Source organism: Nocardioides sp. SLBN-35 (assembly GCF_006715725.1).
Lineage (GTDB): Bacteria > Actinomycetota > Actinomycetes > Propionibacteriales > Nocardioidaceae > Nocardioides.
In genome coordinates this window covers 5173541-5195356 of record NZ_VFNU01000001.1, presented here as the reverse complement: position 1 = coordinate 5195356, position 21816 = coordinate 5173541, and the positions used below count along the sequence as shown (strand labels likewise).

Genomic DNA, 21816 nt, shown 5'->3' with positions numbered 1-21816 from the left:
TTGGCCCGCATGTCACAGGTCATCCCCGAGAAGCCGCTACGGGTCGTCGTCTGGTCCACGGGCACCATCGGGCGGCACGCGATCGTCGGCGTCGACGCCCATCCCGACCTCGAGCTGGTCGGCGTGTGGACCTCGACGCCCGAGAAGCACGGCCAGGACGCCGGCCTGCTCGCCGGTCTCGACCGCGAGCTCGGCGTCAGGGCCACGACCGACCGCGACGAGCTGGTCGCGCTGCGGCCGGACTGCGTCGTGCACGGCGCGATGACCGACGACCGGGTGTTCGAGTCGATCGCCGACCTCACCGAGCTGGTCCGCGACGGCGTCAACGTCGTCTCCTCGGGGCCGGTCATCCTGCTCCACCGTGAGGGCACGCTGCCCGACGAGATGATCGAGGCCATCGACGAGGCGGGTCGGCAGGGCAACGCCAGCCTGCACGTCAACGGCATCGACCCCGGCTTCGCCAACGACGTGCTGCCGCTGGTGCTGACCTCGCTCTCCCAGCGCATCGACCACGTCGTGGTCAGCGAGATCGCGGACTACTCGACGTACTACCAGCCGGTGGTCATGCGCGACCTGTTCGGCTTCGGACGGCCGATCGACGGTGGGGACGCCAAGCCGCTGCTGTGGGAGCCGGGCATCCTCACCACGGCCTGGGGGCCGGTGGTGCGGTTGATCGCGGCCGGGCTCGGCGTGACGCTCGACGAGCCGCTGGTCGAGGAGGTCGACCGGCGGCCCGCGCCGCGGGACACGAGGACCGTGTCACTGGACGTGGCGGAAGGCACCATGGGGGCCGTCCGCTTCCGCGTCATCGGCACGGTCGACGGGGTCCCGCGGGTCACCCTCGAGCACGTCACGCGTACGGCGCCCGACCAGGTCCCCGAGTGGCCCACTCCCGCCGAGGGCGACGGCTGCTACCGGATCGAGATCACCGGCGAGCCCTGCATGAAGCTCGAGTTCACCCACCACGGCGAGCACGGCGACCACAACGTGTCCGGGATGATCGTCACCGCGCAGCGGCTGATCAACGCGATCCCCGCCGTCGTCGCGGCCAGGCCCGGACTGGTCACCGCCCTCGACCTGCCGCTGGTCACCGGCCGCGGCCTCGTCACCGGTACCGTCGCGGGCGCCAAGGAGAAGCGATGAGCATCCTGGACCGATTCCGGCTCACCGACCACGTCGCCGTCGTCACCGGCGCCGGCCGCGGCATCGGTGCCGCCACCGCCGTCGCGCTCGCCGAGGCCGGCGCGGACGTCGTCATCTCCTCGCGCACCGAGGCCCAGTTGGCGGAGGTCGCACAGCGGATCGAGGAGGCCGGGCGCCGGGCACTCGTCGTACCTGCCAACCTGGCGCACACCGACGAGGTCGCCGCCCTCGCCGGTGCGGCCTTCGACGAGTTCGGGCGCCTCGACGTCGTCGTCAACAACGTCGGCGGCACCATCCCGAACGCCTTCCTCGACACCGACGTGGCCTACCTCGAGGAGGCCTTCCACTTCAACGTCGCCACCGCGCACGCGCTCAGCCGGGCCGCCGTACCGCTGATGCTGAGGTCCGCGGGCGAGGGCCGGCAGAAGTCGATCACCTCCATCTCCTCGGCGATGGGCCGGCTGGCCGGGCGCGGGTACCTCGCCTACGGCACCGCCAAGGCCGCGCTCGCGCACTGGTCGCGGCTGGCCGCGACCGACCTCAACCCGGAGATCCGCGTCAACGGCGTCTTCGTGGGCTCGGTGATGACCAGCGCGCTGGAGTTCGTGGCCGGCGTGCCGGAGATGAGGACCCAGCTGGAGGAGGCCACGCCGCTCGGCCGGATCGGCGAGGCCGAGGACATCGCCGCCGCGGTCGTCTACCTCGCCTCGCCGGCCGGGAAGTACGTCACCGGCAAGCTGCTCGAGGTCGACGGCGGCATCCAGGAGCCGAACCTCGACCTCCACCTACCCGATCTGCGACCGGATGTGAACGACGCCTAGAGTGCGTTCATGAGCACTGGAGGGGTCGCCACCGGACACGCCATCTCGCCCGACTCGGGCCGGCACTGGGCCGACGAAGGCGCCTGGGAGGTCGCGGAGGGCGTCCACCGGATCCCGCTGCCGCTGCCGATGGACGCGCTCAAGGCGATCAACGTGTACGTCGTCCAGGGCGACGACGGGCTCACCCTGATCGACGGCGGCTGGTCGATCCCGGTCGCCCGGGAGCTGCTCGACACGTCCCTGCGCTCGATCGGCTCGGGCTTCGGCGACATCAAGCGGTTCCTGGTGACCCACGTGCACCGCGACCACTTCACGCTCGCCACCGTCCTCGGCCACGAGTACGGCGCCGACGTGGCCCTCGGTCGCGAGGAGCAGCCCGCGCTCGAGCTGCTGCACCGCGCCAGCCGCGAGGGCCTCGACGAGAGCCCGTTCCTCGCCGTGCTGCGTACCGCCGGCGCCGAGGAGATCGCGGAGCTTTGGGCCGCGGGTCCGCGCGACCTTCCGCAGGCCGTCGACTGGGCGTTCCCGAGCACCTGGCTCGAGGGCGACCAGGCCGTCGACATCGGCCGGCGCCGGCTCGACGCCGTGCACACCCCCGGCCACACCCCCGGCCACTACGTCTTCGCCGACCAGGCGGAGGGCGTCCTCTTCTCCGGCGACCACGTGCTCCCGACCATCACGCCCTCCATCGGCTTCACCGTCCCGCCCGCCGACCAGCCCCTCGGCCAGTTCATGGCCTCCCTCGCCCGGGTCCGCGAGCTCCCCGACCTGCGCATCCTCCCCGCCCACGGCCCGGTCGCGCCGTCGTCGTACCAGCGCGTCGACGAGCTGCTCGCCCACCACGAGGACCGGCTCTCGCTGTGCCTCGACTCCCTCCGCGCGCGGGGCGCGGCCACCTCGCTCGTCGTCGCCAAGGACCTCGGCTGGACCCGGCACGAGCGGGCGTTCGGGGAGCTCGACGTGTTCAGCCAGGGCATGGCCGCGATGGAGACCAAGGCGCACCTCGACCTGCTCGTCGCCCGGGGTCAGGCCACCGCGGTCGACCTGCCGGACGGCGTGGTCTACACCGCGTCCTAGAATCGGAGGCGTCAGACAGGGGAGCACCATCCGGGTGCTGAGAGTGCGGCGCGGGCCGCAGACCCTCCGAACCTGATCCGGTTAGCACCGGCGAAGGGAGTCATCCGATGCGTACGCGCACGCTCACCGGCCGCCTCACCCTGGTGGGCCTCTCGACCACCGTCCTGCTCGCCAGCGGCTGCTCGCTCCTCAGCAGCGAGAGTGACAGCGACAAGGCGGACGACAAGACGGTCACGCTGGTGACCCACGAGTCGTTCGCCGTCCCCGAGGAGCTGGTCAAGGCCTTCGAGAAGGACACCGGCTACCGGCTCACGATCAGCAAGCTCGAGGACGCCGGCGCGCTGACCAACGAGCTGGTCCTGACCAAGGACAAGCCGGTCGGCGACGTCGTCTTCGGCGTCGACAACACCTTCGCGACGCGAGCTGTCGACGAGGGCGTCTTCGCGCCGTACGCGCCGACGCTGCCGCAGGGCGCCGACGCCTACGAGCTCGACGGCGACGACGAGGACGCGCTCACGCCGGTCGACACCGGCAACGTCTGCGTCAACGTCGACGACGCCTGGTTCCAGGCCAAGGGGATCCCGGCCCCGACGAGCCTCGACGACCTCACGAAGCCCGCCTACAAGGATCTCTTCGTGATCCCCGGCGCCAGCACCAGCTCCCCCGGCCTGGCCTTCCTGCTCGCGACGATCGCGAAGTACGGCGACGACTGGTCGTCGTACTGGACCGGGCTCGTCGACAACGGCGCGAAGGTCGTCAAGGGCTGGTCCGACGCGTACTTCACCGACTTCACCTTCTCCGGCGGCGACCGCCCGATCGTGGTGTCCTACGACTCCTCGCCGGCGTTCACTCTCGACAAGGCGGGCGACAAGACCACGACCAGCGCGCTGCTCGACGGCTGCTTCGAGCAGGTCGAGTACGCCGGTGTGCTGAGTGGCGACACGACCAACACCGCGGGCGCGCACGCCGTGATCGACTGGCTGCTCTCGCCCGAGGTGCAGGCGGCACTGCCCGAGTCGATGTACGTGTTCCCGGTCGACTCGTCGGTCGAGCTGCCCGCGGACTGGGCGAGGTTCGCCAAGCAGCCCGAGAAGACCGAGCAGGTCGCGCCGGCCCAGATCACCGAGAAGCGCAAGGCCTGGCTGGAGCAGTGGACGGAGATCGTGTCGCGCTAGGCAGTTCGAGAATGGCCCGACGACTGGCACTGGGACTGCTCGCCGCGGTCCCGGTCGCCGTCGTCGCCGTCTTCTTCGTGCTGCCGGTCGGCGCGATGCTCCACCGCGGCGTGTGGCCGGACGGCTCGTTCGACCCGGGTGCCGTGCTCGACGTGCTGCGGCGCCCGCGCACCGGCCGCGTGCTCTGGTTCACGGTGTGGACCAGCAGTGTCGCGACCACGCTCGCGGTGCTGCTCGGCCTGCCGGCCGCCTATGTCCTGCACCGGCTGCGCTTCCCCGGCCGCGCCCTGATCCGTACGGCGCTGCTCGTGCCGTTCGTGCTGCCCACGGTTGTCGTCGGCCTGGCCGTGCGCGAGCTGATCTCGTCGTCCGGCCCGCTCGGGTTCCTCGACCTCGACGGCACGGCGGCCGCGATCCTGATCGGTCTGGTCTTCTTCAACGTGGCGGTCGTGATCCGCACCGTCGGCGTCGCCTGGGAGGGCCTCGACCGCCGCCCAGCCGAGGCCGCGGCCGCGCTCGGCGCCACGCCGCTGCAGGTGTTCCGGACCGTCACCCTGCCCGCGCTGCGCCCGGCGATCGTGTCGGCGGCGAGCGTGGTCTTCCTGTTCTGCGCGACCGCGTTCGGTGTGGTGCTGGTCCTCGGCGGCGTCCGGTACTCCTCGGTCGAGACCGAGATCTACCTGCTCACCGCCGACCTGCTGGACCTGCCGGCCGCGGCGGCGCTCTCGCTGGTGCAGATGCTGGCGGTCGTGGCCCTGCTCGTCGTGGTGGGCCGGTTGCGCGCCGCACCCGACCCGACCGTGCGACGCATCGCTGCCGCCCCCGCCCGCCCCCGCCCGCGCGACCTGCCGGCCCTCGCGGTCACCGCGCTCACCCTCGCCCTTGTCGCCCTGCCGGTCCTGGCGCTCCTCGTCGGTTCGGTGCGACGCGACGGCGGCTGGAGCCTCGACTTCTACCGCGCGCTGGGCGGGTCGGCCGACGGCCTGCTCCAGGTCTCGGTCATCCACGCGCTCGCCGCGAGCCTGCGGATCGCGGTCGACGCGACCTGGATGTCGCTGTCCCTCGGGCTCGTCGTGGCATTCGCGGTGACCCGGAAGGTCCGCAGCAGAGCGGGAAAGCGGGCGCGGGCCGTGCTCGACGGCTTCTTCATGCTGCCGCTCGGCGTCTCCGCGGTCACCCTCGGCTTCGGGTTCCTGATCGCCCTCGACCAGCCGCCGCTCGACCTGCGGGCGAGTCCGCTGCTGGTGCCGATCGCCCAAGCGCTTGTTGCCCTCCCTCTCGTCGTCCGCACGCTCGTGCCGGTTCTCGCCGGCATCGACGACCGCCAGCGCCAGGCCGCCGCCTCGCTCGGAGCCGGTCCGCTGCGGACCCTCCTGACCGTCGATCTCGCCGTCGTGTGGCGGCCGCTCCTCGCCGCGGCCGGCTTCGCGTTCGCGGTGTCGCTGGGAGAGTTCGGCGCCACGTCGTTCATCGTGCGGCCGGCCGAGCCGACACTCCCGGTGGTGATCTACCGCTTGCTCGGGCATCCGGGTGCCCTCAACTATGGCACCGCCATGGCCGCGTCAGTGGTGCTGGCCGCCGTGACCGCGGGTGTCATCCTCGTCGTCGAGCGGCTGCGTGTGCCGGGAGTGGGATCGTGGTGAGTTCGTGGTGAGCCTGGAGCTTCGGGGAGTGAGCGTCGCCTTCGACGGGACGGTGGCGGTCGACGGCGTCGACCTCAGCGTCGAGGACGGCCACGTGCTCGGCGTGCTGGGGCCCTCGGGCTGCGGGAAGTCCACGCTGCTGCGCGCCGTCGCCGGCCTCGAGCCGCTGACCTCCGGGCGGATCGCGTGGGACGGCGCCGACCTCGCCGGCGTACCGACGCACCGGCGCGGGTTCGCGCTGATGTTCCAGGACGGCCAGCTCTTCGACCACCTGACCGTCGCCCGCAACGTGGGCTACGCCCGCCGCCTGCAGGGCGCCTCCCGCGCCGCCGTCCGCGCCGAGGTCGATGACCTGCTCGAGCTGGTCGGCCTGGGCGGGTACGCCGACCGCCTGCCCCGCACGCTGTCCGGCGGCGAGCGACAGCGCGTCGCCCTGGCCCGCTCCCTGGCCGCGCGACCCCGGCTGCTGCTGCTCGACGAGCCGTTGAGTGCCCTCGACGCCGGGCTGCGCGGACGGCTCGCCGCCGACCTCCGACAGATCCTCGCCGACGCCGGTACGACGGCCCTGCTGGTGACCCACGACCAGGACGAGGCCTTCGCGATCGCCGACCGGCTCGCCGTGATGCGGGACGGACGCATCGTCCAGGAGGGTGCCACCGGCGACGTCTGGGCGCACCCGGCCGACGCCGGCACCGCCCTGTTCCTCGGCTACTCCCGCGTCCTCGCCCCCCACCTCGCCGCTGCCCTCCTCGGCCGCCCCTCGGGCGGGATCGCGCTCCGGCCGTCCGCCCTGCTGGCCGGTCCCGACCTCGCCGGTGGCCTCCCCGCCTCGGTCGTCGGCTTCCGCCCGACCCCCGACGCCGGCCGGCTGGTGGTGGCCGTCGACGGAGTCGGCGAGCTGGACGCCGTCGGGGTGCCGGGCTGGGTGGCGGAGCCGGGCCAGCGGGTCGTCGTACGTGTCGCAGAGCACGGAATCGCCGCTCTGCCCGACACTGCGGCCGAACCCGCTGGGACTGCACCGTAGGATCCCTCGGGTGTATCGCCGCGCCTACACCCTTCTCATCGGCACGGCCGCGCTCATGCTGGGTCTCGCCGTCCTCACCGCGTGGAAGCTCGATCGCCGGCTCCTCGACCCCGAGGGGAGCTTCCTCGGACCGTCGTACATCCGGCTGCCGCTCCTCCTGCTCGGTGCGCTCCTGCTCGACCTGCTGCCGCTGGCGCTGTGGAAGGCCCACGGCCGGCCCAGCCGTGTGGTGCCGGTCGTCCGGGAGCGGCTGCGCACGCACTGGACCAAGGAGCGCGCGATCCTGGTCGCGATCGGCGTCATCAGCTTCTACCTGACCTACGTCAGCTACCGGAACCTCAAGTCGTTCCTGCCGTTCGTGCGCTCCGACCCGAACGCCGCGCCGGGCGAGGTCCGCGCGCTGTCCTTCGACCGCGAGCTGCACATCCTCGACCGGGTCATCTTCTTCGGCCACGACCCGAGCGACGTGCTGCACGCCGTCTTCGGCACGTCCCTCACCGCGCACGTGCTCTCGCCGATCTACCTCGGCTTCCTGCCGCTGGTGCCGCTGGCCGTCACCGCCTGGCTGGTCTGGTCGCGCAACCACTCCTTCGGCTACTGGTTCGTGACCTCGCAGTGCCTCGCCTGGTCGCTCGGGACGCTGTCGTACTACCTGCTGCCCACGCTCGGCCCCGGCATCGCCTACTGGCCCGAGTACACCGCGCTGTCCCACACCGGCACCACCGACCTGATGAACTCGATCGTCAGGGCCCGCGGCAACGTGCTGTACGGCGGCGCCACCGAGTCCGTGAACTCCATCGCCGGCTTCGCCAGCCTGCACTGCGCGATCACCCTGCTCTTCGCCCTGATGGTGCAGTACACGCTGCGCTCGAAGATCCTCAAGATCGTGTTCTGGGTGAACTTCGGCCTCACCGTGATCGCCACGCTCTACTTCGGCTGGCACTACGTGGCCGACGACCTCGCTGGCATCGCGATCGCGATCGTCTCGTTCTACGTCGGTGGCATCGCGAGCGGCCAGAAGTTCGACAGACGCGGGCACTCGCATCCGACGACCACCACCTCGAAGGTCCCGGTCAACGTCGACTGACCCGGATGTGGTCGCCGCGGGAGTTTCACCGGTCGACCGGTGAAACTCCCGCTTGGACGAGGAAGCATCCTCGTCCAAGCGCGAGTTTTGTCGTCCCAGTCCGCCAGTTTCACCGGCCGACCGGTGAAACTGGCGGACTGATCGAGAATGACATCGATGTAATTCGCAAGCCGACACGCCGACGACCTGTGAGATTTCTGAGGTTTTTGTTTCGCATGTGACAAAAGCGCACTACGGTGACGCGAGTGCGTTCTTCCACCTTCGGTACCGGCCTGGCCGCCCTCGTCCTGACGGCGGTGGTCTGCATCCCCGGAGCGCAGGCGGACCCGACCCCGCCCACCCCGGCCAACCCCGGTGCGCCGAGCGCCGCCGACGTCCAGGCCGCGCAGGACCGGGCCGGCGCCGCCCAGAGTGACGTTGCCGCGATCCAGCAGCGGCTAGCGGACGCGGCCGCCGAGCTCGACACCGCGACCATCCGCGCTGCCCGCGCGACCGAGGCCTGGAACGGCGCGCGTTGGGCCGCCCGCACCGCGCGCGCAGCCGAGCGGCGGGCGACGGCGGACTCCGCGGCCGCCGCCCAGGCGCTGGCCGAGCACGAGGACGCCTTCCGTGACGCGGTCATCACCGCCCAGGGCATGGGCCTGGAGCTGTCCATGGTCGAGGCGATCGTCGATGCCGACGGGATCGACGCGCTGCTCGAGCAGACCTCGGCCAACGAGCACGTGCAGGCACTGTTCGACCAGCGGCGCGACGAGTACATCGCCGCGTCGACGGCTGCCACCGAGGCCGCCGACGCGGCCACCGCGGCCGCGGCCGAGGCGGACCGGGCGCTCGCCGACGCGCGGACCGCGCGGGACCGGGCCCGGGCGACCGCCCAGGACGCGGAGGCGGTCACTGCGCGAATCGAGGCCCGCCGTACCCGGCTCGTGAAGCGGCTCGCCCGCCTCCAGGGTGTGAGTGTCGCCGTCGCCCGCGCCCACCAGGCCGCCGTCGACGCCGAGGCGGCCGCCGAGGCCGCCGCCGACGCCAAGGCGGCGAAGGAGGCCGAGGAGGCCAAGGCCGCGAAGGGCGACAAGGGCGATGCGCCCACCCCGGCCGCCGACCCCGCGCCCGCCGACGGCGCCCAGGCGGCCATCGCCTTCGCCCGCGCCCAGCTCGGCGAGCCCTACCGGTGGGGCGCCGCCGGCCCGGACTCGTGGGACTGCTCCGGCCTGGTCGAGAAGGCCTGGGCGGCCGGGGGGAGGACGCTGCCGCACTACTCGGTCGCGCAGTACGAGCAGTCCACGCCGATCACCCGCGACCAGCTGCGCCCCGGCGACCTCGTGTTCTGGTCCGACGGCGGCCCGGGCGCGATCTTCCACGTCGCCCTCTATGCCGGCGACGGGCAGATCATCCACGCCCCGCGCACCGGCCGGCCCGTCAGCGTGGAGTCGATCGACTACTGGCGTACGCCGGACTTCTTCGCGCGGCCCTGACCGGGCTTCCGCGCATCCACTAGGTTCGCCCCATGGCCGAGGAGTCCACTGCGACCGCGCCCCCCGAGCTGACGGTCGACGTCGTCGCGCTCACCGCCCTGCTCGACGGGGGGTACGCCGACGTCCGCCGCACGGTGCGCGAGCTGCTGCCGTCGTACGCCTCCGTGCTGGAGGACGCCGAGGCGATGCCGCGCGCGGAGTTCCGCGAGCGCGTCAAGGACGTCGTGCTCGAGATCGCCGGCACCGGCGCCGCGGGGATGGGCTTCCCGAAGGAGTACGGCGGGGGCGGCGACATCGGGGCGTCGATCGCCGCCTTCGAGTCCCTGGCGTACGGCGACCTGTCGGTGCTCGTCAAGGTCGGCGTGCAGTTCGGCCTGTTCGGTGGCGCGATCCTGCAGCTCGGCACGAAGCGCCACCACGACGCCTACCTCGCCGACGTCGTCAGTGGCCGGCTGCTCGGCTGCTTCGCGATGACCGAGACCGGGCACGGCAGCAACGTGCAGGCGCTGGGCACCGTCGCGACCTACGACCCCGCGACGTCCGAGTTCGTGGTCACCACGACGACCCCCAGCGCCGGCAAGGACTACATCGGAAACGCCGCCGAGCACGCACGGGTGGCGGTGGTGTTCGCCCAGCTGGAGGTGGCCGGCGAGGGGCACGGCGTGCACGCGCTCGTCGTACCGCTGCGCGACGAGGACGGCGCGACGCTGCCCGGCGTCCGGATCGAGGACGACGGCCCCAAGATGGGCCTCAACGGCGTCGACAACGGCCGGATCTGGTTCGACGGGGTGCGGGTGCCGCGTGAGGCGCTGCTCAACAGGTTCGCCGACGTGACCGAGGACGGCACCTACGTCAGCGAGATCGAGAGCGCCGGCCGGCGGTTCTTCACGATGCTCGGCACCCTGGTCCAGGGCCGGGTCTCGGTCGGCGCGGCCGGGGTGAGCGCGGCCAAGACGGCACTGACCATCGCGGTCCGCTACGGCCTGCGGCGCCGGCAGTTCGAGACCGGCGCCGAGGACGAGGGCGCGGTCGAGAAGGAGCAGCTGCTGCTCGACTACGGCCTGCACCAGCGCCGGCTGTTCCCGCGGCTGGCGCGCACCTACGCGCTGCACTTCGCGCAGGAGGTGCTGGCCGGCGAGCTGCACGACGTGTTCTCCGGCATCCGCGACGACGAGGAGACCCGCCGGCTGCTGGAGTCGCGGGCCGCCGGCACCAAGGCGCTGGCGACCTGGCACGCGACCGACACGATCCAGGAGTGCCGCGAGGCGTGCGGCGGCGCGGGCTACCTCGCCGTCAACCGCTTCGCCGCGCTCAAGGCCGACACCGACGTCTTCACGACCTTCGAGGGCGACAACCACGTCTTGCTGCAGCTGGTCGGCAAGGGGCTGCTGACCGACTACGCGAGCGACTTCTCCGACCTCGACCAGCTCGGGATGGTGCGCTTCGTCGCCGGTCTCGCCGTCGAGACCGTGCTCGAGCGCACGCGCGTGCACCGGCTGTTCGAGCAGATTCGCGACGCCCTGCCGGGCGGCAACGACGACTGGCACACCGACAGCGGGCTGCGCGACCCCAACTACCACCTCGCGATGTACCGGTTCCGCGAGGAGCACCTGATCGGCGGCGTCGCCCGGCGGCTCAAGCGCGGTGTCGACTCCGGCATGAACCCGGGCGAGGTCTTCTCGCGGGTGCAGGACCATGTCATCGCCGCGGCCCGCGCCCACGTCGAGCGGCTGGTGCTGGAGGCCTTCGTCGCCAAGGTCGCCTCCGTGCCCAAGGAGGACGGCGACCTCAGGCTGACCCTCAACCTGCTCTGTGACCTGCACGCGCTGTCCGGCATCGAGGCCGACCGGGGCTGGTTCATCGAGCACGGGCGGCTGACCACCCAGCGCTCGAAGGCGATCACCCGGGAGGTCGCGGAGCTGTGCCGCCGGGTGCGGCCGGTCGCGCGCGAGCTGGTCGACGCGTTCGCCGTACCGGAGGCGTTGCTGCGCGCCGAAGCACTCATCGGAGGAGAGGCATGATCCGGTCCACCCTGTCCCACATCCCCGGACTGGGCGGCTGGTCCGACGACCCGCTGTGGGCGTCGTTCTACGACTGGAGTGTCGAGCACCCCACCGCCGGCGGCGCCGTGTGGAGGGTCGGCATCAACAGCGACCTGCGCCGGCTCTACCGGGCCGCCGACGAGATCGGCCGGCAGCCCGGGGGCAGCCGGATCCTCGACATCCCCTGCGGCGGCGGGGTCGCGCTGCGCGGCCTGCGGCCCGGCCAGGGCGTGGAGTACGTCGCCGGCGACATCGCGCAGACCATGTTGGACCGCACGATGCGCGTCGCCGAGCGTCGCGGCCTCGCCGACCAGGTCGTGCCGCGCATCGCCGACGTCGGTGACCTGCCGTTCGACGACGGCTCCTTCGACCTGGTCGTCACCTTCACCGGCCTGCACTGCTTCCCCGACCCCGAGCGCGCCGTGGTCGAGATGGCCCGGGTGCTGCGCCCCGGCGGCGTCCTCACCGGCAGTGCCCTGCTCAACGACACCGGCCTCCGCTTCGAGCCGCTGCGCCGGGTCGGCCGGGCCGCCGGCCTCCTCGGCCCCGGCTGCACCAGCGCCGACCTCGAGGACTGGTTCGCCCGCGAGGGGATCGCCGACCTCGTCCTCGAGCGCAGCGGCGCGATCGCGTACTTCCGTGGGGTCAAGCGCGGGGGCGCCGGAACGTGAGTGCGGTCGCGGAGCGTCGGACCGCCATCTTCGCGGCCCTGCGCGCCCTCCTCCTCGAACGGCCCTGGGGCGAGGTCACGCTCGAGGCGGTCGCCCGGGACGCCGGGGTGAGCCGGCAGACGCTCTACAACGCCTTCGGCTCGCGCTACGGGCTCGCGCAGGCCTACACGGTCCACCTCGCCGACGCCCTGTGCGCGCTGATCGGCTCGACCCTCGCCGCCCACGCGGACTCGCCGCGCGAGGGTCTCGGGGAGGGCCTGCGCCTCTTCCTCGAGACCGCCGCCGAGGACCCGCTGATCGACCGGGTCCGCGCCGGCGACGCCCACCACGACCTGGTCCGGATCGTCACCACCGACGCCGGCCCGCTCCTCGTCCGGGTCGCCGAGCAGCTGGAGGAAGCGGCCGGCGCAGCCTGGCCGGGCACCGACCCCGCCGTTGTACGCGAGCTCGCCCGGACGCTGGCCCGGCTGGCGCTCAGCTACGTGACGATGCCGCCCGAGTACGACGACAGCCCCGCGGCGATCGCCGCGGGGCTGTCGGGGTTGCTCGCCCCTCGTTGAGTTGCCGCAGACTCACCGTTGAGTTGCCGGGTTCTCAGCGTCGAGTTGGCACCCATCGGTCACTCAACGGTGAGGAACCGGCGACTCAACCGCGAGGAACCGGCAAGTCAACGGTGAGGATGGGGCAAGTCAACGAAACTCAGTGGCCGGTGGTCTTGAACCGCTCGAACGACGCGGCGATCTCGGCCTCGGCCTCGGTGCGGCCGACCCAGTCGGCGCCCTCGACGGACTTGCCGGGCTCGAGGTCCTTGTAGACCTCGAAGAAGTGCTGGATCTCGAGCCGGTCGAAGTTCGGCACGTGGTTGATGTCGCGCAGGTGCTCCATGCGCGGGTCGCCGGCCGGGACACAGAGGACCTTGTCGTCGCCGCCGGCCTCGTCGGTCATCCGGAACATGCCGATCGCGCGGCACTTGATCAGGCAGCCCGGGAAGGTCGGCTCCTGGAGCAGCACCAGCGCGTCGAGCGGGTCGCCGTCCTGGCCGAGGGTGTCCTCGATGTAGCCGTAGTCGGCGGGGTACATCGTCGAGGTGAAGAGGAACCGGTCCAGGCGCATGCGCCCGGTCTCGTGGTCGACCTCGTACTTGTTGCGGCTCCCCTTGGGGATCTCCACGAGGACGTCGAACTCCAGCACAGTCTTCCTCCACACTCTCGGCCCGGATCGGGGCTGACGATCGGGTCTGGCGCGGACGTGCTCGCGGGAGCTGTGAACCTGCCCGGCGCCGTTGTTCGGAGCATTGTCCCGCACAATGTCCCGGAACGCGCAGTCGGGGAGCACTCCCGGAAGGAGAACCGTGGCCGAGAAGGACCGCGAGCCGGGCACCCGGCGAGGTCGTCGTGTGCTCTCCGGAGTCCTCGTCGTGGCGCTGCTCGCGGGAGCCGGGGTCGCCTGGCGGACCGGGGCCGCCGAGCGGTGGTGGGACGACCTGCGCGGGGACGGCGGTACGCCGGCCGACCCGGCCGCGGTCGCGCCGCCACCTGAGGTCGACGTGCCGCCGGTCGTCGTACCCGATGCGCTGGCGCCGGCTGCCGACGGCACGGCCGCACTCGACGCCCGCGCGGTGAAGCAGGCGCTCGCGCCACTCGACTCGGCCGACCTGGGCCGCCACGTGATCGCCGCGGTCGGCCCGCTGGAGGGCACCGGCTACGCGTACGAGGCCGCCGAGGGCGCCGGCGTCGCGATCCCGGCCTCGACGACCAAGCTGGTCACCTCGACGGCCGCACTGTTCCTGCTCGGTCCCGAGCACACCTTCGCGACCACCACCGTCCTCGACACCAGCGGTACGACGCCCCGCCTGGTCCTCGTGGGCGGCGGCGACCCGCTGCTGGCCCGTGAGCCCAACTCCACGCCGACGGGGGCGACCTACGACCCTCGGCGGGCCGACGTACGCACCCTCGCCAAGCGGACGGCCCGCAACCTGAAGGCGTCCGGCGTCACCAGCGTCGAGCTCGGCTTCGACGACTCGCTGTTCGCCGGCCCGGCGGTCCACCCGACCTGGAAGCCGGACTACATCCCCGAGGAGATCAACCCGGTCAGCGCACTGTGGGTCGACGAGGGCCGGGCGCTCCCGGGGCAGGGGCCGGTCGCCGACCCCGCGCTGGAGGCGACCACCACGTTCGCGCAGGCGCTGGCCCGTCGCGGCATCACCGTCACCGGCAGCCCCATCCGGACCCCCGCGCCCGCCGGCGCGACCGAGGTCGGCCGGGTCACCAGCCCCACGGTCGCCCAGATCGTGCAGCGCCTGGTCGAGGTCAGCGACAACGCCGCCGCCGAGGTGCTGCTGCGCCAGGCGGGCATCGCCGACAGCGGCGACGGGTCCTTCACCGGCGGCCAGCAGGCCGTCGCGCGGGTGCTCACCGCCAACGGCATCGACCTGCGCGGCTCGGTCCTGTACGACGGCAGCGGGCTGTCCCGTGCCAACCGGCTCGCGCCCGGCGTCCTCGTCGACGTGCTCCGCCTCGCCGCGTCCGCCGACCACCCCCAGCTGCGCCCGCTGCTGGCCGCCCTTCCGGTCGCCGGCTACACCGGCTCGCTCACCGACCGCATGGACCTCGGTCCCGCCGCCGGTCGCGGCCGGGTCCGGGCCAAGACCGGGACCCTCACCGGCGTCACCTCGCTCGCCGGCATCGCCATCGACGCCCAGGGTCACCTCCTGGCCTTCGCGCTCATGGCCGACAAGGTCAAGAAGGACAAGGGCCTGCTCGCCCGCACCACCATGGACACCGCGGCCGCCGGACTCGGCGCCTGCCTGTGCTGATCCGGGCCGGCTTGGGGGACACGCCCTAGGCTTCCACGCATGACCGCACCCGCCGTACCACTGCCCCCGATGATCGACTGGGGCCTGGCCGTGGCGCTGGGGTCCAGGCTGGCCGGCGACGGACCGGTGGTGAGCCGGGCGGAGGCCGACGAGGCGGTCGCCGAGCTGCGGGCGGGTGCGCACCGCTCGACCGGGCTGGTCCGGGAGTTCACCGGGTTGGACGCGCCGCAGGGCACGGCGCCGATCCTGGTCGTCGACCGGCCGGGCTGGGTGCAGGCCAACGCCGAGGGCTTCGAGGTCGCCACCCGGCCGATGATCGAGAAGATCGCGGCCAGCAAGCCGCCGAGCGGGATCGGGCTCAAGGTCGGTGCGAAGGTCACCGGCGCCGAGGTCGGCGGGCTGCTCGGGTTCCTGGCCGGAAAGGTGCTCGGCCAGTTCGACCCGTTCCACGAGCCCCACGGCCGGCTGCTGCTGGTGGCCCCCAACATCGTCCACGTCGAGCGCGAGCTCGACGTCGATCCCCAGGACTTCCGGCTCTGGGTCTGCCTCCACGAGGAGACCCACCGGGTGCAGTTCACCGCCGTGCCGTGGATGCGAGAGCACCTGTTCTCGGAGATCCGCGCCATCAGCGACACCGTCGAGCCCGCCAGCTTCCTCGAGGGCGGCCTCGAGCGGATCACCGAGGCGATCAAGGCCGGCCGCAACGGCGGCAGCATCGTCGAGATGTTCAGCACCCCCGAGCAGCTCGAGGTCATCGACCGGGTGACCGGCATGATGTCGCTGCTCGAGGGCCACGCCGACGTCGTCATGGACGACGTGGGCCCGACCGTCATCCCGAGCGTCGCCCAGATCCGCAAGAAGTTCACCAAGCGGCGGCAGGGCGTCGGCGCCCTCGACCGGGTGCTGCGCAGGCTGCTCGGCCTCGAGGCCAAGATGGCGCAGTACCGCGACGGTGCCCACTTCGTGCGCTCCGTGGTCGACCGGGTCGGCATGGAGGAGTTCAACGCCGTCTGGGCCGGCCCCGAGAACCTCCCCAGCAAGGCCGAGCTGAGTGACCCGGACGGCTGGGTCAAGCGCGTCCTGGCCTGAGCCCGTTCGCTGACATGGGCCTCCACCCGGCGATCGCCGCCGTGCGCCAAGGAGTACGACGCGCGCTGGCCGACCTCGACCCCGGCGCCACCGTCCTGGTGGCCTGCTCGGGCGGCGCCGACTCGCTCGCCCTGCTCGCGGCCACGGTCTTCGAGGGCCACAAGTGCGGACTCCGGGTCGTCGGTACGACGGTCGACCACGGCCTGCAGGACGGATCAGGGGAGCACGCGGCCCGCGTCGTCGCGCAGATGGCCGGCCTCGGCGCCGACGAGACCGCGACCGCGCGGGTCCAGGTCGACCCCGCCGGGCTCGGGGTCGAGGCGGCCGCCCGGCGGGCCAGGTACGCCGTCCTCGACCAGCTCCACGAGCACTTCGGCGCCGAGCTCGTCCTGCTCGGCCACACCCGCGACGACCAGGCCGAGACGGTCCTGCTCGGGCTCGCCCGGGGCTCGGGCGGGCGGAGCCTGGCCGGGATGCGTCGCGCGTTCGACCACTACCGCCGCCCGCTCCTCGACGTCGCCCGCGCCGACACCGTCGCCGCCTGCCTGGCCGACGGCATCGAGTTCTGGGACGACCCCCACAACAGCGACCCCGGCTTCGCACGGGTCCGGGTCCGGCAGCGGGTGCTGCCGGTGCTCGAGGACGAGCTCGGCCCCGGTGTCGCCGCCACGCTGGCCCGCACCGCCGACCAGGTCCGCGCCGACGTCGAGGCGCTCGACGCCCTCGCCGCGACGGCGTACGACGACCTGGCCGGTCCCGACGGCCTCTCCCTCGCCGGCGTCCGGGACCTGCTCCCCGCCCTCTCCGGCCGGGTGCTGCGCCTCGCCGCGCTCGCAGCCGGGGCGGTCGACGCCGAGCTGTTCCACGTCCACGTCACGGCACTCCAGCGCCTCGTCGCCGGGACGACGAACGGCGAGGTCCAGCTGCCCGGCCACGTGACGGCGTACCGCGACCGCTCCCACCTCCGCTTCGGGCCGACCCCTGTGGCAGGCTGACGCCATGCATGCGAGCGACGTCGCGGACGACCTGGTCGAGGTGCTCTTCACCGAGGAGCAGATCCAGGCCCGGGTGGCCGAGATGGCGGCCGAGATCGAGCGCGACTACAAGGGCAAGGACCTCGTCCTCGTCGGCGTGCTGCGTGGCGCGGTGATGATCATGGCCGACCTCGCCCGCGCCCTGAACAAGCACGTCGAGATGGACTGGATGGCCGTGTCGTCGTACGGCTCCGGCACCAAGTCCTCCGGTGTCGTGCGGATCCTCAAGGACCTCGACGCCGACGTCGCCGGGCGCCACGTGCTCATCGTCGACGAGATCATCGACACCGGCCTGACGCTGTCGTGGCTGACCTCCAACCTCGGCTCGCGAGGCCCGGCCAGCGTCGAGATCGCCACCCTGCTGCGCAAGCCCGAGGCGCTGCAGATGCCGGTGAAGCCCAGGTACGTCGGCTGGGACATCCCCAACGAGTTCGTCGTCGGCTACGGCCTCGACTACCGCGAGCGCTACCGCAACATGCGCGACATCGGCACCCTCGCGCCCTCCGTCTACTCCTGATTCAGCCGCTCACCGCGCTGCCCAACCAGGGACCAGACAGAATGGGACCCGTCGGCGGCGTGTACCGTCGTCTGATCCTTGTCGACGGAGTTGGGGAGCGAGTAAGTCTGTGAAGCGCGTTTTCAGGGGGCCCTGGCTCTGGATCGTGGTGGCGGTCCTCGCCGTCGTCCTCGCTCTCGAGTTCCTCGCACCCGGAGGCGGGTACGACGAGGTCCCCACCTCGCAGATGGCGACCTACATCGCCAAGGGCCAGGTGGAGGAGATCACCTTCGTCGACGGCGACCAGTCGATCGAGGCGACTCTCGACAAGGGCACCCGCAAGCAGGGGGACAAGGTCCTCTCCTACTACGTCGACGGCGCCCAGGAGGGCCTGATCGACGCGGTCAGGGAACAGAAGGCCGCGGGCGAGCTCGACAAGTACAACTTCAAGAACCCGCAGCCCAGCCTGCTCGGCTCGATCCTCGCGACGCTGCTGCCGTTCGCGCTGATCATCCTGCTGTTCATCTTCCTCATGAACAACGTCCAGGGCGGTGGCCGGGGCGTCATGCAGTTCGGCAAGTCCAAGGCCAAGATGATCAGCAAGGACATGCCGAAGACCACCTTCGCCGACGTCGCCGGCTGCGACGAGGCGATCGAGGAGCTCGGCGAGATCAAGGAGTTCCTCCAGGAGCCGGCGAAGTTCCAGGCCGTCGGCGCCAAGATCCCCAAGGGCGTGCTGCTCTACGGCCCGCCCGGAACCGGCAAGACCCTGCTCGCGCGCGCCGTCGCCGGCGAGGCGGGCGTCCCGTTCTACTCGATCTCCGGCTCGGACTTCGTCGAGATGTTCGTCGGTGTCGGTGCCTCCCGCGTCCGCGACCTGTTCGAGCAGGCCAAGGAGAACGCGCCCGCGATCGTGTTCATCGACGAGATCGACGCCGTCGGTCGCCACCGCGGCGCCGGCATGGGCGGCGGTCATGACGAGCGCGAGCAGACCCTCAACCAGCTCCTCGTGGAGATGGACGGCTTCGACGTGCGCGGCGGCGTCATCCTGATCGCGGCCACCAACCGGCCCGACGTCCTCGACCCGGCGCTGCTGCGCCCGGGCCGCTTCGACCGCCAGATCCAGGTCGACGCGCCCGACCTGGCCGGCCGCAAACGGATCCTCGAGGTCCACTCGCGGGGCAAGCCGCTCGGCCCCGACGTCGACCTGATGTCGGTCGCGCGCCGGACCCCCGGCTTCTCGGGTGCCGACCTCGCCAACGTGCTCAACGAGGCCGCGCTGCTGACCGCTCGCAACAACCAGAAGGTCATCACCGCGCCCATCCTCGACGAGGCGATCGACCGCGTCATCGCGGGCCCCCAGCGCAACTCCCGGCTGATGTCGGAGAAGGAGAAGCTGATCACCGCCTACCACGAGGGCGGTCACGCCCTCGTCGCGGCGGCGCTGCCGGGCACCGACCCGGTCCACAAGATCACGATCCTGCCCCGCGGCCGGGCGCTGGGCTACACCATGGTGCTGCCCGACGAGGACAAGTACTCCCAGACCCGCTCGGAGATGCTCGACAAGCTCGCCTACATGCTGGGCGGCCGGGCCGCGGAGGAGCTGATCTTCCACGACCCGACGACCGGCGCCGGCAACGACATCGAGAAGGCGACCGCCTTGGCTCGTGCGATGGTCACCCAGTACGGCATGACCGACCGCCTCGGTGCGATCAAGCTCGGCGACTCCAACTCCGAGCCCTTCCTGGGCCGTGACATGGGGCACCAGCGCAACTACTCCGAGGACGTCGCCGCGATCATCGACGAGGAGACCAAGAACTTCCTCGCCACGGCGCACCAGGAGGCCTTCGACATCCTGGTGGAGAACCGCGACGTGCTCGACGCGCTCGTGCTCGCGCTGCTCGACAAGGAGACCCTCGACAAGGAGCAGGTCGCGGAGGTCTTCACCGCACTGCGGCTGCGTCCGGCGCGTCCGGCCTGGACCGGTTCCCCGACCCGAATCCCGTCGACCATCCCGCCGGTGGAGATCCCCGAGGAGATCCGGCGCCGTGCCGAGCAGAACGGCTCGGTCCCCGAGCCGGCCAACGGTGACGGCGGCCAGATCCTGACCCCGCCCGGACCCGGCGGCGACATCTACGGCGGTACGCCGACCGCACCTCCGACCGACCCGCAGCCGCCGGCGCCCTCCGCATGAGCGAGGGCACGGGCGCGTTCGACCACGAGCGCGCCGAGGCCGCCGTACGCGAGCTCCTCGCCGCCATCGGCGAGGACCCCGACCGCGAGGGGCTCAAGGACACCCCGGCCCGCGTGGCTCGGGCGTACGCCGAGCTCACCGCCGGACTGCGGATGACGGCGGAGGAGGTGCTGACCACCACCTTCGACCTCGGGCACGACGAGATGGTGCTGGTCCGCGACATCGAGCTGTGGTCGATGTGCGAGCACCACCTGGTGCCGTTCACCGGCGTGGCCCATGTCGGCTACATCCCCGCCGAGACAGGCAAGATCACCGGCCTGTCCAAGCTGGCCCGCCTGGTCGACGTCTACGCCAAGCGCCCGCAGGTCCAGGAGCGGCTGACCACCCAGGTCGCCGACTCCCTGATGGAGCTCCTCGACGCCCGCGGCGTGATCGTGGTGATCGAGGCCGAGCACCTGTGCATGACGATGCGCGGCGTGCGCAAGGCCGGTGCGCGCACCATCACCTCTGCGGTCCGCGGCACCATGCTCAAGGACCCCGCCACGCGGGCCGAGGCGATGGCGCTCATCCACAGCCCGCGGGGCTGAGGGTTGACGCGCTGCATGAATCCCCGGCCGGCCGGGGATTCATGCAGCAGACATCAGGCCAGGTACGCCGCCAGCGCCTCGTCGGCGTCGGTGCTCACGAACCCCGTGCCGGCGAGCTTGTCCAGCGCCAGCGTGCTGTGCAGCGGCCGGGGCGAGAGGGCCTTGCCCGCGGCGTACTCCTCGGTCGTCACCGTGCTGACCCGGGCCGGGTCCTGGCCGGTGAGCTCGAAGACCTTGCGGGCGTAGTCGGCCCACGAGCGCGGCTCGCCGCCGTTGGTGACGTTGTACGTGCCGTACGGCGCCCCGGTGGCCACCAGGTGCGCCGTGGCGCGGGCCAGCTCGGAGGTGAAGGTCAGTCGGCCGACCTGGTCGTCGACGACCGCCGGGTCGACGCCGTCGGCCGCCAGCTTCGCCATGGTGCGCACGAAGTTGTGGCCCTCGCCGATGACCCACGAGGTGCGCAGGATGTAGTGGCGCGGGGCGCCCGCGACGGCAAGGTCCCCGGCCGCCTTGGTCTGGCCGTAGACGCCGAGCGGCGCGAACGGCTCGTCCTCGCGGTGCCCGCCCTCGACAGGGGAGCCGTCGAAGACGTAGTCGGTCGAGTAGTGGACGAGAGTGATCCCGCGGGCGGCGGCGATCCGGGCCAGGGCGGCGGGCGCGGCGGCGTTGGCGGCCCAGGCGACGGGCCGGCCCTCGGGCGTCTCGGCCTTGTCGACCGCGGTGTAGGCGGCCGCGTTGAGGATCAGGTCGTACTCCTCCCACGGCCAGGCGGCCAGGGCCGCCTCGTCGGTGAGGTCCAGCTCGTCGAGGTCGACCAGAGTGGCGCCGGGGTGGAGCGGCGCGAGGGCCTGCCCGAGCTGGCCCCGGCAGCCGGTGATCAGCGTCTTCCGGGGAGCCATCGGCACCACGTCGCCGAGCACGGGGTTGGCCAGGTCCTTGGCCGAGATCTCGACCTCGTCGGCGTCGAGGGGGATCGGCCACGGGATGGCGACCGTGGCGTCGGCGAGGTTGAGCGCGGGGTAGGCGTGACCGGGCTTCCAGTGGTCGTTGACCAGGTAGGAGTAGACGGTGCCGTCCTCGAGCGCCTGGTAGGAGTTCCCGACGCCGCGCGGCACGAAGACCGCCGTCTTCTCGTCGACCTCGGTCCAGTACGTCGCCCCGAAGGTCTCGCCCTCGCGCATGTCGACCCATGCGGCGAACACCTTGCCGGTGGCGACGGAGACGTACTTGTCCCACGGCTCGGTGTGGATGCCGCGGGTCGCGCCGCGGGCGGCGTTGAGGCTCATGTTGTTCTGCACCGGACCGAAGTCGGGCAGGCCGAGCGCGACCATCTTCTCGCGCTGCCAGTTCTCCTTGAACCAGCCGCGGTCGTCGCCGTGCACCGGCAGGTGGACGACGAGCAGGCCGGGGATCGGCGTCGTCTCGATGCGAAGCTCCGCCATG

19 protein-coding genes and 1 riboswitch are annotated in these 21816 nt (G+C 72.1%); of the genes, 17 read left to right on the top strand and 2 right to left on the bottom strand.

What is annotated here, in order from left to right:
• The first annotated feature begins 9 nt into the window (after nucleotides 1-9).
• From FBY23_RS24970 to FBY23_RS24920, 11 genes are all read left to right on the top strand, one after another.
• Entirely contained in the window at nucleotides 10-1143 is a 1134-nt protein-coding gene (locus FBY23_RS24970; protein ID WP_141800611.1) for a diacylglycerol kinase, read from the top strand.
• Nucleotides 1140-1964: an SDR family oxidoreductase gene (locus FBY23_RS24965; RefSeq protein ID WP_141800610.1), complete on the top strand. Its 825-nt coding sequence runs from the start codon at nucleotides 1140-1142 to the stop codon at nucleotides 1962-1964. Before FBY23_RS24970 ends, FBY23_RS24965 begins: the two co-directional genes overlap by 4 nt.
• Before the next feature lie 9 nt (nucleotides 1965-1973).
• Entirely contained in the window at nucleotides 1974-3041 is a 1068-nt protein-coding gene (locus FBY23_RS24960; RefSeq protein ID WP_141800609.1) for an MBL fold metallo-hydrolase, read from the top strand.
• A gap of 7 nt (nucleotides 3042-3048) precedes the next feature.
• Nucleotides 3049-3157, top strand: a riboswitch (TPP riboswitch).
• Nucleotides 3149-4216: a thiamine ABC transporter substrate binding subunit gene (locus FBY23_RS24955; RefSeq protein WP_141800608.1), complete on the top strand. Its 1068-nt coding sequence runs from the start codon at nucleotides 3149-3151 to the stop codon at nucleotides 4214-4216. It overlaps the preceding riboswitch by 9 nt.
• Nucleotides 4217-4227: 11 nt before the next feature.
• Entirely contained in the window at nucleotides 4228-5859 is a 1632-nt protein-coding gene (locus FBY23_RS24950; protein ID WP_141800607.1) for an iron ABC transporter permease, read from the top strand.
• Nucleotides 5860-5887: 28 nt separating this feature from the next.
• Nucleotides 5888-6883 (top strand): ABC transporter ATP-binding protein, encoded by a 996-nt coding sequence (locus tag FBY23_RS24945; protein WP_260806546.1) that lies wholly within the window; start codon nucleotides 5888-5890, stop codon nucleotides 6881-6883.
• A 10-nt stretch (nucleotides 6884-6893) separates the two neighbouring features.
• Nucleotides 6894-7970: a phosphatase PAP2 family protein gene (locus FBY23_RS24940; RefSeq protein WP_260806545.1), complete on the top strand. Its 1077-nt coding sequence runs from the start codon at nucleotides 6894-6896 to the stop codon at nucleotides 7968-7970.
• 245 nt (nucleotides 7971-8215) lie between these two features.
• Complete coding sequence (locus FBY23_RS24935; RefSeq protein WP_141800605.1) at nucleotides 8216-9445, top strand: C40 family peptidase; 1230 nt, start codon at nucleotides 8216-8218, stop codon at nucleotides 9443-9445.
• Between the two features lie 32 nt (nucleotides 9446-9477).
• Entirely contained in the window at nucleotides 9478-11466 is a 1989-nt protein-coding gene (locus tag FBY23_RS24930; RefSeq protein WP_141800604.1) for an acyl-CoA dehydrogenase, read from the top strand.
• Complete coding sequence (locus FBY23_RS24925; protein WP_141800603.1) at nucleotides 11463-12158, top strand: class I SAM-dependent methyltransferase; 696 nt, start codon at nucleotides 11463-11465, stop codon at nucleotides 12156-12158. The genes FBY23_RS24930 and FBY23_RS24925 overlap by 4 nt, the downstream gene beginning before the upstream one ends.
• Nucleotides 12155-12718, top strand: a complete 564-nt coding sequence (locus tag FBY23_RS24920; RefSeq protein WP_141800602.1) for a TetR/AcrR family transcriptional regulator — start codon at nucleotides 12155-12157, stop codon at nucleotides 12716-12718. The genes FBY23_RS24925 and FBY23_RS24920 overlap by 4 nt, the downstream gene beginning before the upstream one ends.
• 139 nt (nucleotides 12719-12857) lie before the next feature.
• On the opposite strand, the gene FBY23_RS24915 is transcribed toward FBY23_RS24920, so the two are convergent.
• Nucleotides 12858-13346 carry an inorganic diphosphatase gene (locus FBY23_RS24915; protein WP_141801263.1) on the bottom strand — a complete coding sequence of 163 codons (489 nt, stop codon included), beginning with the start codon at nucleotides 13344-13346 and terminating at the stop codon, nucleotides 12858-12860.
• A 163-nt stretch (nucleotides 13347-13509) separates the two neighbouring features.
• Between FBY23_RS24915 and dacB the strand changes: the two genes are divergently transcribed.
• The 6 genes from dacB to folE all read left to right on the top strand — a co-directional run bounded on the left by dacB (nucleotide 13510) and on the right by folE (nucleotide 20373).
• The gene (dacB, locus tag FBY23_RS24910) at nucleotides 13510-14973 is read left to right on the top strand and encodes a D-alanyl-D-alanine carboxypeptidase/D-alanyl-D-alanine-endopeptidase (RefSeq protein WP_160158365.1); all 1464 of its coding nucleotides are present in this window, start codon (nucleotides 13510-13512) and stop codon (nucleotides 14971-14973) included.
• 39 nt (nucleotides 14974-15012) lie between these two features.
• Nucleotides 15013-16062: a zinc-dependent metalloprotease gene (locus tag FBY23_RS24905; protein ID WP_260806544.1), complete on the top strand. Its 1050-nt coding sequence runs from the start codon at nucleotides 15013-15015 to the stop codon at nucleotides 16060-16062.
• 14 nt (nucleotides 16063-16076) lie between these two features.
• Entirely contained in the window at nucleotides 16077-17057 is a 981-nt protein-coding gene (gene tilS / locus FBY23_RS24900; RefSeq protein ID WP_141800600.1) for a tRNA lysidine(34) synthetase TilS, read from the top strand.
• Nucleotides 17058-17061: 4 nt separating this feature from the next.
• Complete coding sequence (hpt, locus tag FBY23_RS24895; RefSeq protein ID WP_141800599.1) at nucleotides 17062-17613, top strand: hypoxanthine phosphoribosyltransferase; 552 nt, start codon at nucleotides 17062-17064, stop codon at nucleotides 17611-17613.
• A gap of 109 nt (nucleotides 17614-17722) precedes the next feature.
• The gene (gene ftsH, locus FBY23_RS24890; RefSeq protein ID WP_141800598.1) at nucleotides 17723-19786 is read left to right on the top strand and encodes an ATP-dependent zinc metalloprotease FtsH; all 2064 of its coding nucleotides are present in this window, start codon (nucleotides 17723-17725) and stop codon (nucleotides 19784-19786) included.
• Nucleotides 19783-20373, top strand: coding sequence for a GTP cyclohydrolase I FolE (gene folE / locus FBY23_RS24885; RefSeq protein WP_141800597.1), 591 nt, complete (start codon nucleotides 19783-19785; stop codon nucleotides 20371-20373). The genes ftsH and folE overlap by 4 nt, the downstream gene beginning before the upstream one ends.
• Nucleotides 20374-20426: 53 nt before the next feature.
• Here the strand turns inward: folE and FBY23_RS24880 are convergent, their stop codons facing one another.
• Nucleotides 20427-21815 carry a bifunctional dTDP-4-dehydrorhamnose 3,5-epimerase family protein/NAD(P)-dependent oxidoreductase gene (locus FBY23_RS24880; protein ID WP_141800596.1) on the bottom strand — a complete coding sequence of 463 codons (1389 nt, stop codon included), beginning with the start codon at nucleotides 21813-21815 and terminating at the stop codon, nucleotides 20427-20429.
• Nucleotide 21816 lies beyond the last annotated feature (1 nt).

Coding starts and splice junctions, on each gene's coding strand:
- FBY23_RS24970 (WP_141800611.1), top strand. CDS start 10: ATGTCACAGGTCATCCCCGAGAAGCCGCTACGGGTCGTCGTCTGGTCC.
- FBY23_RS24905 (WP_260806544.1), top strand. CDS start 15,013: ATGACCGCACCCGCCGTACCACTGCCCCCGATGATCGACTGGGGCCTG.
- FBY23_RS24965 (WP_141800610.1), top strand. CDS start 1,140: ATGAGCATCCTGGACCGATTCCGGCTCACCGACCACGTCGCCGTCGTC.
- FBY23_RS24960 (WP_141800609.1), top strand. CDS start 1,974: ATGAGCACTGGAGGGGTCGCCACCGGACACGCCATCTCGCCCGACTCG.
- FBY23_RS24925 (WP_141800603.1), top strand. CDS start 11,463: ATGATCCGGTCCACCCTGTCCCACATCCCCGGACTGGGCGGCTGGTCC.
- FBY23_RS24955 (WP_141800608.1), top strand. CDS start 3,149: ATGCGTACGCGCACGCTCACCGGCCGCCTCACCCTGGTGGGCCTCTCG.
- FBY23_RS24880 (WP_141800596.1), bottom strand. CDS start 21,815: ATGGCGGAGCTTCGCATCGAGACGACGCCGATCCCCGGCCTGCTCGTC.
- folE (WP_141800597.1), top strand. CDS start 19,783: ATGAGCGAGGGCACGGGCGCGTTCGACCACGAGCGCGCCGAGGCCGCC.
- hpt (WP_141800599.1), top strand. CDS start 17,062: ATGCATGCGAGCGACGTCGCGGACGACCTGGTCGAGGTGCTCTTCACC.
- FBY23_RS24930 (WP_141800604.1), top strand. CDS start 9,478: ATGGCCGAGGAGTCCACTGCGACCGCGCCCCCCGAGCTGACGGTCGAC.
- tilS (WP_141800600.1), top strand. CDS start 16,077: ATGGGCCTCCACCCGGCGATCGCCGCCGTGCGCCAAGGAGTACGACGC.
- FBY23_RS24950 (WP_141800607.1), top strand. CDS start 4,228: ATGGCCCGACGACTGGCACTGGGACTGCTCGCCGCGGTCCCGGTCGCC.